This is a genomic window from Streptomyces sp. NPDC042336 (assembly GCF_055581985.1).
This window is the reverse complement of record NZ_JBVJEA010000014.1, coordinates 123,449-138,655: the sequence shown is the minus strand read 5'-3', so window position 1 is coordinate 138,655 and position 15,207 is coordinate 123,449. Positions and strand designations below refer to the sequence as shown.

15 protein-coding genes and 1 tRNA gene are annotated in these 15,207 nt (G+C 74.1%); 13 read left to right on the top strand and 3 right to left on the bottom strand.

Translation table 11 applies throughout. The features are described 5' to 3' along the window. Positions 1-7: 7 nt before the first annotated feature. The 13 genes from ACZ6IM_RS27640 (at position 8) to mnhG (ending at position 12,001) form a co-directional block, all read left to right on the top strand. Positions 8-1,201 carry a glycine C-acetyltransferase gene (locus ACZ6IM_RS27640; RefSeq protein ID WP_052841979.1) on the top strand — a complete coding sequence of 398 codons (1,194 nt, stop codon included), beginning with the start codon at positions 8-10 and terminating at the stop codon, positions 1,199-1,201. 30 nt (positions 1,202-1,231) lie between these two features. Next, positions 1,232-2,134 carry a LysR family transcriptional regulator gene (locus ACZ6IM_RS27635; RefSeq protein WP_052841978.1) on the top strand — a complete coding sequence of 301 codons (903 nt, stop codon included), beginning with the start codon at positions 1,232-1,234 and terminating at the stop codon, positions 2,132-2,134. 46 nt (positions 2,135-2,180) lie between these two features. Further along, the gene (locus ACZ6IM_RS27630) at positions 2,181-2,759 is read left to right on the top strand and encodes a helix-turn-helix domain-containing protein (RefSeq protein ID WP_052841977.1); all 579 of its coding nucleotides are present in this window, start codon (positions 2,181-2,183) and stop codon (positions 2,757-2,759) included. After that, positions 2,756-3,301, top strand: coding sequence for a GNAT family N-acetyltransferase (locus ACZ6IM_RS27625; protein ID WP_469559951.1), 546 nt, complete (start codon positions 2,756-2,758; stop codon positions 3,299-3,301). The genes ACZ6IM_RS27630 and ACZ6IM_RS27625 overlap by 4 nt, the downstream gene beginning before the upstream one ends. A gap of 30 nt (positions 3,302-3,331) precedes the next feature. After that, positions 3,332-3,691 carry an MmcQ/YjbR family DNA-binding protein gene (locus ACZ6IM_RS27620; protein ID WP_469559948.1) on the top strand — a complete coding sequence of 120 codons (360 nt, stop codon included), beginning with the start codon at positions 3,332-3,334 and terminating at the stop codon, positions 3,689-3,691. Between the two features lie 130 nt (positions 3,692-3,821). Continuing rightward, positions 3,822-5,135 carry an MFS transporter gene (locus tag ACZ6IM_RS27615; RefSeq protein WP_052841975.1) on the top strand — a complete coding sequence of 438 codons (1,314 nt, stop codon included), beginning with the start codon at positions 3,822-3,824 and terminating at the stop codon, positions 5,133-5,135. A 105-nt stretch (positions 5,136-5,240) separates the two neighbouring features. Continuing rightward, a tRNA-Pro gene (locus tag ACZ6IM_RS27610) sits at positions 5,241-5,314 on the top strand. A gap of 116 nt (positions 5,315-5,430) precedes the next feature. Then, positions 5,431-8,334, top strand: a complete 2,904-nt coding sequence (locus ACZ6IM_RS27605) for a Na+/H+ antiporter subunit A (protein ID WP_052841974.1) — start codon at positions 5,431-5,433, stop codon at positions 8,332-8,334. Next, positions 8,331-9,095 carry a Na(+)/H(+) antiporter subunit C gene (locus ACZ6IM_RS27600; RefSeq protein WP_052841973.1) on the top strand — a complete coding sequence of 255 codons (765 nt, stop codon included), beginning with the start codon at positions 8,331-8,333 and terminating at the stop codon, positions 9,093-9,095. Before ACZ6IM_RS27605 ends, ACZ6IM_RS27600 begins: the two co-directional genes overlap by 4 nt. Beyond that, positions 9,092-10,729 (top strand): Na+/H+ antiporter subunit D, encoded by a 1,638-nt coding sequence (locus tag ACZ6IM_RS27595; RefSeq protein WP_469559942.1) that lies wholly within the window; start codon positions 9,092-9,094, stop codon positions 10,727-10,729. Before ACZ6IM_RS27600 ends, ACZ6IM_RS27595 begins: the two co-directional genes overlap by 4 nt. Then, positions 10,726-11,325 carry a Na+/H+ antiporter subunit E gene (locus ACZ6IM_RS27590; protein ID WP_052841971.1) on the top strand — a complete coding sequence of 200 codons (600 nt, stop codon included), beginning with the start codon at positions 10,726-10,728 and terminating at the stop codon, positions 11,323-11,325. Before ACZ6IM_RS27595 ends, ACZ6IM_RS27590 begins: the two co-directional genes overlap by 4 nt. Next, the gene (locus tag ACZ6IM_RS27585; RefSeq protein WP_052841970.1) at positions 11,322-11,639 is read left to right on the top strand and encodes an MrpF/PhaF family protein; all 318 of its coding nucleotides are present in this window, start codon (positions 11,322-11,324) and stop codon (positions 11,637-11,639) included. The genes ACZ6IM_RS27590 and ACZ6IM_RS27585 overlap by 4 nt, the downstream gene beginning before the upstream one ends. Then, positions 11,636-12,001 (top strand): monovalent cation/H(+) antiporter subunit G, encoded by a 366-nt coding sequence (mnhG, locus tag ACZ6IM_RS27580; RefSeq protein WP_052841969.1) that lies wholly within the window; start codon positions 11,636-11,638, stop codon positions 11,999-12,001. Before ACZ6IM_RS27585 ends, mnhG begins: the two co-directional genes overlap by 4 nt. A gap of 19 nt (positions 12,002-12,020) precedes the next feature. Here the strand turns inward: mnhG and ACZ6IM_RS27575 are convergent, their stop codons facing one another. The 3 genes from ACZ6IM_RS27575 to ACZ6IM_RS27565 all read right to left on the bottom strand — a co-directional run bounded on the left by ACZ6IM_RS27575 (position 12,021) and on the right by ACZ6IM_RS27565 (position 15,179). Next, positions 12,021-12,548 (bottom strand): NUDIX hydrolase family protein, encoded by a 528-nt coding sequence (locus ACZ6IM_RS27575; protein ID WP_030189470.1) that lies wholly within the window; start codon positions 12,546-12,548, stop codon positions 12,021-12,023. Positions 12,549-12,628: 80 nt separating this feature from the next. Then, complete coding sequence (locus tag ACZ6IM_RS27570) at positions 12,629-13,777, bottom strand: amidohydrolase family protein (protein WP_469559937.1); 1,149 nt, start codon at positions 13,775-13,777, stop codon at positions 12,629-12,631. A 1-nt stretch (position 13,778) separates the two neighbouring features. Further along, positions 13,779-15,179: a type I glutamate--ammonia ligase gene (locus ACZ6IM_RS27565; RefSeq protein WP_469559934.1), complete on the bottom strand. Its 1,401-nt coding sequence runs from the start codon at positions 15,177-15,179 to the stop codon at positions 13,779-13,781. Positions 15,180-15,207: the final 28 nt, after the last annotated feature.

Sequence of the window (15,207 nt, the reverse complement as noted above, 5' to 3'; positions counted from 1 at the left end):
TTCTGAGATGTTCGACTCCGTGCGCGACGACCTGCGCGCCACCCTCGACGAGATCCGGGCCGCCGGCCTGCACAAGCCCGAACGCGTCATCGGCACCCCGCAGTCCGCGACTGTCAACGTCACCGCGGGCGGCCGCCCCGGCGAGGTCCTCAACTTCTGCGCCAACAACTACCTCGGCCTCGCCGACCACCCCGACGTGGTCGCCGCCGCCCACGAGGCACTGGACCGCTGGGGCTACGGCATGGCCTCCGTGCGCTTCATCTGCGGCACCCAGGAGGTGCACAAGGAACTGGAGGCCCGGCTCTCCGCGTTCCTCGGCCAGGAGGACACGATCCTCTACTCCTCCTGCTTCGACGCCAACGGCGGCGTCTTCGAGACCCTCCTCGGCCCCGAGGACGCGGTGATCTCCGACGCCCTCAACCACGCCTCGATCATCGACGGCATCCGGCTGTCCAAGGCGCGCCGCCTCCGCTACGCCAACCGCGACCTCGCCGACCTGGAGCGGCAGCTCAAGGACGCCTCCGACGCGCGGCGCCGCCTGATCGTCACCGACGGCGTCTTCTCCATGGACGGCTACGTCGCCCCGCTCGCCGAGATCTGCGACCTGGCCGACCGCTACGACGCCATGGTCATGGTCGACGACTCGCACGCCGTCGGCTTCGTCGGCCCCGGCGGGCGCGGCACACCGGAACTGCACGGCGTCATGGACCGGGTCGACATCATCACCGGCACCCTCGGCAAGGCGCTGGGCGGCGCCTCCGGCGGCTACGTCGCCGCCCGCGCGGAGATCGTCGCCCTGCTGCGCCAGCGGTCGAGGCCGTACCTCTTCTCCAACACCCTCGCCCCGGTGATCGCCGCCGCCTCCCTCAAGGTGCTCGACCTGCTGGAGTCGGCCGACGACCTGCGCGTACGGCTCGCCGAGAACACCGCACTGTTCCGCCGCCGGATGACCGCGGAGGGCTTCGACATCCTCCCCGGCGACCACCCCATCGCGCCCGTCATGATCGGCGACGCGACGCGGGCGGGCCGCATGGCGGAGCTGCTCCTGGAGCGCGGCGTCTACGTGATCGGCTTCTCCTACCCGGTCGTCCCCCAGGACAAGGCCCGCATCCGCGTCCAGCTGTCCGCCGCCCACTCCACCGACGACGTGAACCGCGCGGTGGACGCCTTCGCCTCCGCGCGGGAGCAGCTCGCCGCCTGAAACCCCGGCTGACCTGAGAGAATCGATCCCATGATCGAGGCGCGGCGGCTGCACATCCTGCGAGCGGTGGCGGACCACCGCACCGTGACGGCGGCCGCCGCCGCGCTGTACCTCACCCCGTCCGCGGTCTCCCAGCAGCTCGCGGCCCTGGAGCAGGAGACCGGGCACCGCCTGGTCGAGCGCGGAGCCAAGGGCGTACGGCTGACCCCGGCCGGCGAGATCCTGCTCAGCCACACCAACGCCGTCCTGGCCCAGCTGGAGCGGGCCGAGGCCGAGCTGGCGGCGTACGGCTCGGGCGAGGCGGGCACGGTCACGGTCGCCTCCTTCGCGACCGGCATCGCCCTCGTCGTCGCGCCCGCCCTGGCCCGCCTCGCCGCATCGGCGCCCGGCATCCGCATCCGCGTCCAGGACGCCGAGGGCGACGCCAGCCTGCCGATGGTCCTGGACCGGCAGGTCGACGTGGCCGTCGCCGTCGAGTACCGCGGGGCGCCCTCCGCCGACGACCCGCGCCTGACCCACGTCCCGCTGTACGCCGAGCCCTTCGACGCGGTCGTCCCGGTCGCCCACCGCCTCGCCGACGCCGAGGAGGTGCCGCTCGCCGAACTGGCCAAGGACACCTGGATCGGGCCCTACCCGGGCAACCCCTGCCACGACGTGGTCGTGCTGGCCTGCGAGAGCGCCGGGTTCCAGCCCCGCCTCGAACACTCCTCGGACGACTTCCGCGCCGTGGTCTCCCTCGCCGCGGCCGACGCCGGTGTGGCGCTCGTCCCGCGCTCGGCGCTGCACGGCACCGATCTCACCGGCGTGGTCGTCCGCCCGGTCGACGGGGTCGCGCCCACCCGCCGCGTCTTCGCGGCCGTCCGCCGGGGAGCCGAGGAGCACCCGCTGATCCGCCCGGTGCTCGACGCACTCGGCGAGGCGGCCCGGGCGTGAGGCCTCCGTAACACGTGCGTCTCATATCGGGGATAGCCTCCCGAATATGAGAGACGACGACCGCGAAACGGACCCGGTGGACGCCCGGCTCGCCGCCCGGCTGGCCGAAATGCGGGCCGAACACGGCTGGTCGCTGGGGGAGCTGGCGGAGCGCAGCGGGGTGAGCCGGTCCACGCTGTCCCGGGCCGAGCGGGCCGAGACCAGCCCCACCGCCGCCGTGCTCAACCGCCTGTGCGCGGTCTACGGACGGACCATGTCCCGGCTGCTCGGCGAGGTCGAGGAGGCACCCGCGCTGCTGGTGCGGGCCGCCGAGCAGCCCGTGTGGGAGGACCGCCCGGCCGGGTTCGTACGCCGCTCGGTCTCCCCGCCGCACGCCGGACTGCGCGGCGAACTCGTCGAGGGACGGCTCACCCCGGGCGCCGACATCGCCTACGACCGTCCTCCCGTACCCGGCCTGGAACAGCACGTCTGGGTCCTGGAAGGGGCCCTGGAGATCACGGCGCAGGACGTGGAGCACCACCTCGCCGCCGGGGACTGCCTGCGGATGCGTGTGTGGGGGCCGACGCGGTTCCGGTGCGCCGGGGACGAGGGCGCGCGCTATGCGCTGGCGGTGGTGCTGCCGTGATCGTGGACCGGGTCGACGAGCGCGGGGTGACCGCGCTGCTGGACGGCTTGGCCGGGCTGCTGGCCGACACCGTCGCGGGCGGCGCCTCCGTCGGTTTCCTCGCCCCGCTGGGCCATGCGGAGGCCGCGCACTGGTGGCGGGGGCGGGCCGCCGCCGTGGCCGCCGGGCACCTCGTCGTCTGGGTGGCGCGGGAGGGGGAGCGGGTGACCGGAACGGTGAGCCTCGCCCTGCCGGACAAGCCCAACAGCCGCCACCGCGCGGAGTTGGTCAAGCTGATGGTGTCCCGCGAGGCCCGCGGCCGGGGGCTGGGCCGCCGGCTGCTGACCACCGCCGAGGAGGCCGCCGCGGCGGCCGGCATCACCCTCCTCCACCTGGACACCGAGACCGGCAGCCCCGCCGAGCGCCTCTACCGCTCCGCCGGGTGGACCCGGGCCGGCACGATCCCCGACTACGCGGCCGACCCGCGCGGGGAACTGCGGCCGACGACGCTCTACTTCAAGCAGGTCGGGGAGCGGGTGGGCGCACCCGCCACCGCCGGGTGACTGTCGGTGGCGGCGGCTACCGTGCCTGCCATGCCGGACGCAGAAGACGTACGCCGTATCGCCCTGTCCCTGCCGGACACGACGGAGAAGACCGCCTGGAGCATGCCCACCTTCCGGGTCGCGGGAAAGATGTTCGCGACGCTGCCCGACGAGGAGACCTCCCTCGCGGTGCGCTGTCCGAAGGAGGAGCGCGACGAACTGGTGCTGGCCGAGCCGGAGAAGTTCTGGATCGCCGCGCACGAGGCCCAGTTCGCCTGGGTGCGGGCCCGGCTCGCCGCCCTGGAGGGCGAGGACGAGCTGCGCGACATCCTCGCCGACTCCTGGCGCCAGGCGGCCCCGCCCCGACTGCTGGAGGCCCATCCCCGGCTGGGGCTGCCCGCCGGGGGCTGAAAACCCCTCGGGCGTTGTCAGTGCCCCGTGGCATGATCCGAAGACGTGCGCGACAGCCGGGACCGGAGGGGGGGTTCCGGCTGTCGGACGCTCGGTGCGACGGGAGGGCAAGGGGAGGGGAGAGCACGCGATGGCCGGTACGTCGTCGCGGCCGACGGCGGCGCGAGTCGTCTGGTCACGGGACTTCGCGTTGTTCTTCGCCGCCCGGGCCGTGGCCCGGCTCGGCGACACCATGCTGCCCGTCGCGCTCGCCGCCGGACTGCTCCAGCACGGGTACGGGGCGGGCGCGGTCGGCCTCGCCATGGCCGCGACGGCCGCCGCCTTCGCCGGTCTGGTCGTCTTCGGCGGAGTCCTCGCCGACCGCTTCAGCACCCGCAAGCTGATGATCGGCGCCGACCTGGTCCGGCTCGGCACCCAGGCCCTGGCCGCCGCGCTCTTCTTCTCCGGGCACGTCGTGCTCTGGCAGATCTGCGCGATCGGCTTCGCCAACGGCGTGGCGGGCGCCGTCTTCCAGCCCGGCGTCGCCAGCACCGTGCCCCGGCTCGCCTCCGACGTCCAGGGCGCCAATGGCGCGATACGCGTCGCCGAGTCCGCCGCCCAGCTCGCCGGCCCCGCCGTGGCGGGCCTGCTCGTCGGCTTCGCCTCGCCCGGCGGGGTCTTCGCCGCCCACGCCACCACCTACGCGGTCAGCGCCGTGTGCCTGCTCCTGCTCCGGCTGCCCCCGCTCGCGCCGGGGAGCCGAGCGGTGTCCGGCCGGGGGAGCAAGGCCTTCCGAGCCGACCTGGCCGAGGGGTGGCGGGAGTTCCGTGCGCGTCGGTGGCTGTGGAGCGTCATAGCCGTCTGGTGCGTCTACATGATCGCGGTCTGGGGTCCGACCGTTCCGCTGGTCGCCACCGAGGTGGTGCGGGAACACGGCCCGCGCGCCTACGGTCTGGTCAACTCCGCCCTGGGCGCGGGGACCGTCGTGGGCGGCCTGCTCGCCCTGCGGCTGCGGCCGCTGCGCATGCTCCGGGCCGGGGCGATCGCCCTCGTCGGCTTCGCCGCCTTCCCCGCGAGCGTCGGTGCCGGGCTCGGCGTACCCGCCATGGCGGCCGGAGCCGCCGTCGCCGGGGCCGGCATGTCCTTCTGGGGCGTGATGTGGGCGACCAGCGTGCAGACCCAGGTCCCGCCGGACGTCCTCAACCGCATCCACGCCTACGACGTGGCGGGCTCGCTGGCGATGATGCCGGTCGGCCAGGCCCTCGCGGGACCGGCCGCGTCGGCCCTCGGCGCCGACCACGTGCTGCTCGTCGCCGGAGCGACCAGCTTCGCCGTGTGCGCGGCCCTGCTGCTGATACCGGCGGTGCGCGGGCTGGTACGGGTGGAAGCGGCCGCGGCGGGGTCGAGCGGCGCCCCGGCCCCGGCCGACGCAGGGGCCGAGCCGTCCCGCACACGGAAGCGCTGACGCCCCCGGACCCCGCGCCGGAAAAGCGATGCGCGACCACCGGCCCGAGTGCGGTATGGTTTTCCTGCGCGTTCGACCGGGGGAAAGCCCAGGTCAGACGGGTAACGGGACGTGGCGCAGCTTGGTAGCGCACTTGACTGGGGGTCAAGGGGTCGCAGGTTCAAATCCTGTCGTCCCGACCGGAGACGGTCGTTGATCGAGGGGCGGTTTCGGAGAGATCCGAAACCGCCCCTCGATTGTTCTGCCTGCGGCGTGCCTGGCCGCTCGGGCGAGATGCCCGATATATCACTGTCGGGTGTCCGCGCTCATCCTCTGCCACTTCGCGCTCGCGCTGTTCGCCGCGCCGTTGGTGAGACGGTGCGGAACCCGTGCCTTCCTCGTACTGGCCCTGCCGCCCGCCGCGGCGACCGCCTGGGCCGCCACCCGGTGGAGCACGACGGCCGCGGGCGGCGCGGACACCGTCGTGTGGCGCTGGCTGCCGTCGTACCACGTGGACTGGGCGCTGCGGCTGGACGCCCTGGCCGAACTCATGGTGCTGCTCGCCGCGGGCGTGGGCACCCTCGTCCTGGTCTACTGCGCCTCCTACTTCGACGACCGCTCGCGACAGCTCGGCAGGTTCGCCGGGAACCTCCTCGCCTTCGCCGGGGCGATGCTCGGTCTGGTCCTCGCCGACGACCTGATCCTGCTCTACATCTTCTGGGAACTGACGACCGTCTTCTCCTACCTGCTGATCGGCCAGACCAGCGACCACAAGCGGAACCGGCGCAGTGCCCTGCAGGCCCTGACGGTCACCGCGCTCGGCGGACTGACGATGCTCGTCGGCTTCCTGCTCCTGGGGCACGAGGCGGGCACGTACCGCATCTCGGCGATCCTGGCCGACCCGCCGTCCCCGTCGGCGGCGCTGTCCACGGCGGTCGTGCTGATCCTCGTCGGCGCCCTGTCCAAGTCCGCGATCTGGCCGTTCAGCCTCTGGCTGCCCAACGCCATGGCCGCCCCCACCCCCGTCAGCGCCTACCTGCACGCCGCCGCGATGGTCAAGGCGGGCGTCTACCTCGTCGCCCGACTCGCCCCCGCCTTCGCCGACGTCACGCCCTGGCGCCCGCTCCTGCTCGTCCTCGGCTCGGTGACGATGCTGCTGGGCGGCTGGCGGGCGCTGCGGCTGTACGACCTGAAACTCGTCCTCGCCTACGGAACCGTCAGTCAACTCGGCTTCCTCGCCGTCCTCACCGGCGCGGGCCGCTACGACACCGGCCTCGCCGCCACCGCCATGATCCTCGGGCACGCCCTGTTCAAGGCACCGCTCTTCCTGGTCACCGGCATCGTCGACCACGCCACCGGCACCCGCGACCTGCGCAAGCTCTCCGGTCTCGGACGCCGGCTGCCCGCCGTGTGCGCCGTCGCCGTGATCGCCGGGGCCTCCATGGCCGCGGTGCCGCCCCTGCTCGGCTTCACCGCCAAGGAGGCCGCCTTCCAGGCGCTCCTGGACGGCGGCACCGGCGACCGCTGGGCGCTCGCCGCGGCCGTCGTCGGCTCCGCCCTGACCACCGCCTACACCCTGCGCTACCTGTGGGGTGCCTTCGCCCGCAAGCCCGGCCTCCCCGACACCGACGCGCACCGGGTCCCGGCGGCCTTCCTGGCGCCGCCCGCCGTGCTCGCCCTGGCCTGTGTCGTCCTCGGCCCCGGAGTGCCCTGGCTCCAGGACCTCCTCGGCACCTACGCCGGGCAGTTCCCGGCGCCCGCGCACCCGTACCACCTGGCGCTGTGGCACGGAGCGGGCACCGCGCTCGCCCTGTCAGGCGCGGCCTGGGCGGGCGGGGTCCTGCTGTTCCTCGCCGCGGGACCCGTCCAGCGGGCCGGCCAGGCCGTCGCCTGGCGCTCCGCGGACCTCGTCTTCGGACGGCTGCTGCTCGCCCTGGAGCGCACCGCCCTGCAGTGCACCGGACTGGTGCAGCGGGGCTCGCTGTCGGTGTACCTGGTGACGACCATGAGCGTGGTCCTCGCCGGGCAGATCGCCGTGCTCGTCGCGGACGAACCCTGGGCCGCGGTGCCCGCCCCACGCCTGTGGGACCACCCCGCCCAGGCCGCCGTCGCCCTGCTGACCTGCGCGGCGGCCCTGCTGTGCCTGGGTGTGCGGCGCCGGATGAAGGCGGTCGTGTTCGCCGGCCTGACCGGATACGGCACCGCGCTGCTCTTCGTCGCGCAGGGCGCGCCCGACCTCGCGCTCACCCAGTTCTGCGTGGAGACCGTCTCGATGATCGTCTTCGTGCTGGTGCTGCGCCGGATGCCGGTGCGCTTCGAGGAGAACTTCAGCCGGTGGCGGCGGCTGGTGAGGATGCCGGTGGCCCTCGCGGGCGGCGCCGCCGTCGCCGTCGTCGTCTGGATCATGGCGGGGCACCGCCGGGCCGACAGCGCGGGAGCGGCGATGGTCGAGGAGACCGCGCACCACGGGCTGAAGGACGTCGTCGCGACGATCCTGGTCGACCTGCGGGCCTGGGACACCATGGGCGAGTCCGCGGTGCTCGCCGCCGCCGCGATCGGCGTCACCAGCCTCATCTACCTGCACCGCCGCGCCGACGGCGCCGAGCAGCCCGTACTGCCGCTGCCCGGGGACCACCCGCACGCCGGACTGCGCACCGCCTGGCGGGCGAGCCGGTACGAGTCGGCGGGGCTGCCCAGCGGCGACGAGGGCGCACCCGAGCGGACCTGGCTCGCCGCCAGCGCCACCCTCGCCCCCGAGCGCCGCAGCCTCGTCCTCGAAGTGGTCGCCCGCCTCATCTTCCACCCCGTCCTCGTCCTCTCCGTCTACCTGCTGCTGTGCGCGGAGAACCTGCCGGGCGGCGGCTTCGTCGCGGGACTGACCGCGGGCGTCGCCTTCATCGCCCGCTACCTGGCCGGCGGCCGCCACGAACTCGCCGACGCCGTGCCCTTCAAACCGGGCGTGTTCACCGGCCTCGGTCTGTTCCTGTCCACCGGGGTCGGGCTCGGCGGCCTCGGCGAGGGCACCGTGCTGCACGGCTGGACCTGGCACGGCCACCTGCCGGTGTGGGGCGACGCCCACCTGTCCACCGCCGTCCTCTTCGACTGCGGGGTCTACCTGCTGGTGCTCGGCGTGGTCCTGGACATCGTGCGGGCCCTCGGCGCCCGGATCGACCGCCAGATCGAGCGGGCCGCCCCGCGCCCGGAGGCGGGCCGGGCATGACCGTGAGCCTGTCCCTGCTGGTGGCGGCCGCCGTCCTCAACGCCGTCGGCGCCAGCCTGCTGCTGACCCGCTCCCTGACCCGGATCCTGCTCGGCGCCGTCGTCCTCGGCAACGGCGTCAACCTGCTGGTCCTCGCCGCCACCGGCAGCGCGGGCGACGCACCGCTGCTCTACCCGCACATCATCCGCAACCGCGTCACCGACCCGCTGCCCCAGGCCATCGCTCTGACCGCGATCGTCATCACCCTCGCCACCACCGCCTTCCTGCTCGCCATGGCCTACCGCAGCCACCAGGTCACCGGCTCCGACGAGATCAGCGACGACACCGAGGACCGGCTGGTCGCCCTGCGCGCCGAGTTCCTCGACCGGCGCGGCGAACTCCGCGACCGCTACCGCGAGGCCCGCGCCGAGGACGGCGGCGCCGACGCCGAACAGCGCGCGCGCTACCGCGCCGCCCGCAGACGGCTGCGCCGGCGGGTCCGCGAGGAACGCGCCTACCAGGCCCGCGCCAACGACGTGTCCGGGAATCTCTGGAACGACATCCTCGGTGCCGACCCCGAGGACTACCGGGAAGGCCGCGAGCTGGGCTCCACCGACGCGGCCGGCCGCCCCGGGCCCGCCCCGGCGCGCGTCGCCGGGCCCTCCAACGACCCCGAGGAGACCGGCCGCGAGCCCGACTCGCTCCCCGGCGAGGACTCCTGCCACCCGCCGCCCGACCAGCCCGACGACCCCGGGGGCGCCGGCACGGAAGGAACCAGGTGAACGCGCTCGTCCCGCTCCCCGTCCTGCTGCCCCTGTGCGTCACCGGCCTGAAGCTGGCCATCGGGCCCCGGCTGCACCGGTTCCAGCGCTTCATCAGCATCGCCGTGCTCGGCGCGGTCCTGGTGCTCTCCATCCTCCTCATGGTCGCCGCCGACCGCCACGGCCCGCTCACCGTGCACCTCGGCGACTTCGCACCGCCGGTCGGCATCACCCTGGTCGCCGACCGGCTGGCGGGTCTGATGCTCACCGTCTCCAGCGCCGTCACCCTGCTCGTCCTGGTGTACTCGCTGGGCCAGGGCATGGCCGACCGCGACGACCAGGCGCCGGTCGGGGTCTTCCACCCCGCCTACCTCATCCTCGTGGCGGGCGTCTCGTGCACCTTCCTCGCCGGCGACCTCGTCAACCTCTACGTCGGCTTCGAGATCATGCTCGTCGCGAGCTTCGTCCTGCTCACCATCGGCGGCACCGCGACCCGGGTCCGGGCCGGATCGACGTACGTGATCATCTCGCTGTTCTCCTCGGTGCTCTTCCTGATCGCCATCGCCATGACCTACGCGGTCGCGGGCACCGTTAACCTCGCCCAGCTCGCCGAGCGGCTGCAGGAGGTGCCGCTCGGGGTGCGCACCCTGCTGGAGGCGATGCTGCTGACGGTCTTCGCGATCAAGGCGGCGGTGTTCCCGCTCGCGGCCTGGCTGCCCGACTCCTACCCCACCGCCCCCGCACCCGTCACCGCGGTCTTCGCCGGACTGCTGACCAAGGTCGGCGTGTACTCGATGCTGCGCACCCAGACCCTGCTCTTCCCCGGCCACCGCCTCGGCGACCTGCTGATGCTCGCCGCGCTCGCCTCCATGGCCGTCGGCATCCTCGGCGCGGTCGCCCAGACCGACCTGAAGCGGGTGCTGTCCTTCACCCTCATCAGCCACATCGGCTTCATGGTCTTCGGCATCGCCCTCGCGGGGCGCGGTTCGATCGCCGGGGCGATCGTGTACGTGGCCCACCACATCACCGTGCAGACCACCCTGTTCCTCGTCGCCGGGCTCATCGAGCGGCGCGACGGCACCACGGAACTCACCCGCCTGGGCGGCCTGGCGAAGACGGCGCCGCTGCTCGCCGTGCTGTTCTTCGTGCCCGCCATGAACCTCGCGGGCATCCCGCCGCTGTCCGGCTTCATCGGCAAGCTCGGCCTGATGCGGGCGGGCGTCGCCGACGGCGGCGGCTGGGCCTGGGCACTCGTCGCCGGGTCCGCCGCCACCAGCCTGCTCACTCTCTACGTCATGGCCAAGGTCTGGAACCTCGCCTTCTGGCGCGACGCACCACCGGGGGCCGAGGAGGAGGGCGTCGTGCTGGAGTCGGCCGAGGACGACGAGACGGGCGACGACGAGGAGGAAAGGCCCACCGGGTCGGGGAGCGGACTGCCGGTGCCCGCGGGCGCCGTGGTCACCGCCGGCTTCCTCGGGCAGTCCATCACCACCACCAAACGGCTGCCCTGGCCGATGCCGGCGGCCACCGGCGCCGCCGTCGCCCTCGGCCTGTCGTACACCGTGCTGGGCGGCCCCCTCACCACCTTCACCCAGGCCGCCGCCACCGAACTCCTCGCCCGTACCCCCTACATCGAGGCGGTGCTCGGCCGGTGAGCGACCTCTTCCGCGACCGTTCCCCCTACAGCTGGTCCTTCCGTGTCGGGCGCGGCCGGCGCGTGCTCGACCTGCCGCTCGTCGGCTGGCTCACCGTCATCTGGATCCTGCTGTGGGGCACCCCCTCCTGGGCCAACCTCGTCAACGGCGTCCTCGTGGCGGTCTGCCTGTGCCTGGCCTTCCCGCTGCCCGCCGTGGACATCGGCCTCAGGCTGCGCCCCCTGGGAATCCTGCGCCTGGCGGCCTACCTGCTGTACGACATGTTCTCCTCCAGCGTCGAGGTCACCCGGCAGATCCTCGCCAAGGGCCCCTACCACGCGGCGGTCGTGGCCGTCCCACTGCGGGTGCGCAGCGACCTCATGCTGACGGCCACCGCCGTCGCCGTCTCCAACGTCCCCGGTGGCTCCGTGATCGAGGTGCGCCGCTCGACGGCCACCCTGTTCCTGCACGTCCTCGACGCGGGCGAACCCGGCGAGACCGAGGGCGCCCAGCGGCAGGTATGGCGCATGGAGGAACTCGTCGCCCGCGCCTTCGGCACAGCCGAGGACATCGCCGACGCCGCCCGTCCCGTACCGGAAGGTGAGCCCCCGTCGTGACCACTCTGCACGCCGTCGAAGACGCCCTGCTCGTCGCCTCGCTCGCGATGATCCTCGTCGCCGGCGCACTGCTGCTGTACCGGATCTGGTACGGCCCCTCGATGCTGGACCGCGCCGTCGCGCTGGACGTGGCCGCGGCGCTCATCATCGCCGGCATCGGAGTCAAGGCCGCCCACGACCGCGACTCCTTCTACTTCCCCGTGATGCTGGTGCTCGCCTTCCTCGGATTCACCGGCTCGGTGGGCATCGCCCGCTTCATCGCCCCACGCGACCGGCCCTCCGTGCGGGCGGACGGCAGGCAGGACCACCGGTGAACGCCTGGGCCGAGGCCGCCGACCTGGCCGGGACCGTCCTGCTGTTCCTCGGCTGCCTGCAGTGCCTGCTCGGTGTGATCGGGATGCTCCGCTTCCCCGACGTGCTCTCCCGCAGCCACGCCGCCACCAAACCGCAGACCCTCGGGATGCTCCTCGCCCTCGCCGGGGTGGCGCTGAGGCTGCGCCACGGCACCGACGTGGGCACCCTCGCGCTCATCGTCTTCTTCCAGTTCCTCACCGGCCCGGTCGCCTCCCACCTGGTGGCCCGGTCCGCCTACCGCACCGGGCAGACGGGCTCCCGGGGCCTGCTCAGGGACGACCTGGACCCGCAGCTCAGCCACGAGGAACGGCGGGAGGAGTAGCCCCGGGCCGGGGGCGGGCTCAGTCCACGCAGCCCACGTGCGCCAGTGCCTGCTTCAGCAGCACCCCGTGCCCGCCCGGCATCTCGCTGCGCACCGCCTCGGACAGGGCCTCGCGCGGATCGAACCAGACCAGGTCGAGGGCGTCCTGGCGCGGCCGGCAGTCACCGGTCACCGGTACGACGTAGGCGAGCGAGACCGCGTGCTGCCGGGGGTCGTGGTACGGCGTGACACCGTGCGTCGGGAAGTACTCGGCCACCGTGAACGGCTGGAGCGAGGCCGGCACCCGGGGCAGCGCCACCGGGCCGAGGTCCTTCTCCAGGTGGCGCAGCAGGGCGTCCCGGACCCGCTCGTGGTGCAGCACCCGGCCGGAGACCAGCGTCCGGCTGACCGTCCCGTCCGGTCCGATGCGCAGGAGCAGACCGACGCTGGTGACTTCGCCGCTGTCGTCCACCCGCACGGGCACGGCCTCGACGTACAGGATCGGCATGCGGGCGCGCGCCATTTCGAGTTCGTCGCTCGTCAGCCAGCCCGGCGTGGTTTCGGTCATGTCAGACATCGCTTGATCATACTTTCAGCCGTTCGTGCTTCCTGGGCGGCGCTCCGGGACTGTGACCCGTCCCACGCCGCTCAGCCGTCGTCCGCCGGACCACCGGGCAGCCGGTAGACCCGCCGGGCATTGTCCCGCCCCACCCAGCGGACCAGGCGCAGCGCGTCCGGGAGGGACAGCTCGTCGGCGTCCAGCCGCTCCTGCAGCAGCCCGGCCAGCCCCTGCCGGAAGACCAGCGCCCCCAAGTGGTGGAACTCGGCCAGGCCATAGGCGTCGGAGCTGTGGAGCAGCTTGCGGAACGGGGTGATCTCCAGTGCCTCCGCGAGGACCGCGCCCGCCCGCGCGGGGCCGACGTGGTGCAGGGTCAGTCCCACGTCGAGGTAGACCCGCTCGAAGACCGCGGACAGATAGGCCGCCTGGCGCTGGTAGGGCCAGCAGTGCAGCAGCAGGACCGGGATCGTGCCGGCGGTCAGGTGCAGCCAGTCGGTCAGCAGGGTGGGGTCCACCCGGTGCAGGCGGATGTCGCCGTCGCCGAACCCGGTGTGCAGTTGCAGCGGCCGCCCGAGGTCCACGGCGGTCCACAGCAGGTGTCTCGTCAGCACCGGATCGTCGAGCCGGCCGCCGCCGCGCGCGAGCCAGCGCCGGGCCGCCTCGGTGACCTCGGCGGGCGAGGGACGGGACGGGTCCAGGTCGAACCCGGTGCGGTAGGCCGCCACCGACTTGACGCCGACCACGCCGGGCTGTCGTACCGCCTCCCACGCGGCGGTGCGGAACGCCCGCGCGTACGCGTCCGGTTCGACACCGGCCGCCGCCACCGCCTCCGCGACGCCCTCCAGCCGGACCACCTCGTACGCCCTCGCGCCCGCCGCCCCGGCCAGCTCGGCCGGGGCGGTCACGCGGTGCGGGGCGTACCCCGTGTCCACACAGAACACGCCGGTGCGCGCGGCCCGCAGGAACCGCCGGTTGACCTCGGCGGCGCCCAGTTCCGCCCGGCGGGCCAGGTACACGTCGGCGGGGGAGTGGCGCGGCAGACCCAGCAGGGGCGCGCAGTGGCGGCGCACGGCGAGGCCGGCGGGGCTGTCGAAGGGGGAGACGCCGGGCCACGCCTCGCCCTCGGTGAGCAGGGACTCGAAGCCCGCGCGGTCCAGGTCCCCGGTGACGGCGCCGTGGCAGTGGTGGTCCACCAGCTCCAGCGCGGCGAGCCGCTCGTGCACGGGCCCGGCGGCCATCTCAGTACTTCCACCGGTAGGCCGCCGCCACACCGTCGTCGTCCAGCCCTTCGACCGCCCCCGCCTCGCCCAGCCGTACGGCGATCACCGCGTCGGCCAGCACCGGACCCAGTGCCTCGCGCAGTACGCCGTCGGCACGGAAGGCCTCCACCGACTCCATGAGCGTGACCGGCAGCCGCCGCACACCCCGGGCCGCCGCCTCGGTGGCGCCGAGCCGGGCCGGGTCGCCGGTGGTCTCCTCGGGCAGCGGCGCCGACGAGGAGAGCCCGTCCAGGCCGGCGGCGATCACCGAGGCGAGGGCGAGGTACGGGTTGGCGGCCAGGTCGACCGGCTTGACCTCCAGGTTCGCCGCGCGGTCGCGGACCCCGGTGGTGCCGGTGACGATGCGCAGCGCGGCCTCACGGGTCTCCCGGCCCCAGGCCGTGAACACCCCGGCCCACTGCGAGGGGCGCAGCCGCAGCCGGCTGGCCGGGCTCGGCGCGGTCATCGCGGTGAGCGCCGGGAGGTGGCCGAGGACTCCGGCCACGAAGGACTCGGCCGCGGCGGTCATGCCGTACCGGCCCGCGCCGCCCGCGTGCAGGTTCTCGCCGCCGCGCCAGGCGGAGAGGTGGAGGTGCCCGCCGTTGCCGACGCCCTGTCCGAGGACCGTCGGGGCGAAGGAGACCCGCAGCCCGTGCCGCCGGCACACCGCCCGGATCGTCTGCCGCACCAGGACGCTGCGGTCGGCCGCCGCCACCGGGTCGAGCGCGCCCACCGAGACCTCGAACTGCCCCGCCGCGTACTCGGGATGGAACTGCTCCACCTCCACGCCCTGCGCCGCGAGCGCCGCCAGCAGATCGGCGGCGCAGTCGCTCAACTCCACCTGGCGGGCGGCACCGTACGCCGGTCCTGACACCGCCGGGACGAACGCGTCGCCGTCCGCGTCGCCCCGGCCCACGGCCCACTCGATCTCGACGGCGGCCCTGAAGGTGATGCCGTGCCGCTCGGCGGCCCCGGCCACGGTGCGGCGCAGGACGGTGCGGCCGCACGCCGGGTGCGGTGCGCCCTCCTGCGTGATCCGGTCGACCGGCGCCCACGCCCAGCCGGGCTGCGCCGCCAGCACGGTCAGCCGGTCGAGGTCGGGGTAGAGGCGCAGGTCGCCGTCGGGGGAGCCGAGGACGTCCGTGGTGACGATCGAGTCGTCGGCCAGGAAGGTGTCGAACACCGGCGACATGCCGACGCCCCAGGCCGCGGCCGCGGCGAGCCTTGCGGTGGGCACGGTCTTCACCCGGGCGATCCCGGCGGTGTCGACGTACGCCAGCACCACGCCGTGCACGCCCCGTCCGGTCAGCTCGCCGGTCAGCGCGGTGGCCCGCTCGACCTCGCCGGGGCGCCCGCCGGGCACGGGATCGCTGTCGCTCACGTCTCGGCTCCTTCGCGCGTGCGCCCGT

What these genes read in the sequence shown, in the direction of transcription:
- ACZ6IM_RS27640 (WP_052841979.1), top strand. Translation starts at nt 8, where the DNA reads ATGTTCGACTCCGTGCGCGACGACCTGCGCGCCACCCTCGACGAGATC.
- ACZ6IM_RS27635 (WP_052841978.1), top strand. Translation starts at nt 1,232, where the DNA reads ATGATCGAGGCGCGGCGGCTGCACATCCTGCGAGCGGTGGCGGACCAC.
- ACZ6IM_RS27630 (WP_052841977.1), top strand. Translation starts at nt 2,181, where the DNA reads ATGAGAGACGACGACCGCGAAACGGACCCGGTGGACGCCCGGCTCGCC.
- ACZ6IM_RS27620 (WP_469559948.1), top strand. Translation starts at nt 3,332, where the DNA reads ATGCCGGACGCAGAAGACGTACGCCGTATCGCCCTGTCCCTGCCGGAC.
- ACZ6IM_RS27615 (WP_052841975.1), top strand. Translation starts at nt 3,822, where the DNA reads ATGGCCGGTACGTCGTCGCGGCCGACGGCGGCGCGAGTCGTCTGGTCA.
- ACZ6IM_RS27600 (WP_052841973.1), top strand. Translation starts at nt 8,331, where the DNA reads ATGACCGTGAGCCTGTCCCTGCTGGTGGCGGCCGCCGTCCTCAACGCC.
- ACZ6IM_RS27575 (WP_030189470.1), bottom strand. Translation starts at nt 12,548, where the DNA reads ATGACCGAAACCACGCCGGGCTGGCTGACGAGCGACGAACTCGAAATG.
- ACZ6IM_RS27570 (WP_469559937.1), bottom strand. Translation starts at nt 13,777, where the DNA reads ATGGCCGCCGGGCCCGTGCACGAGCGGCTCGCCGCGCTGGAGCTGGTG.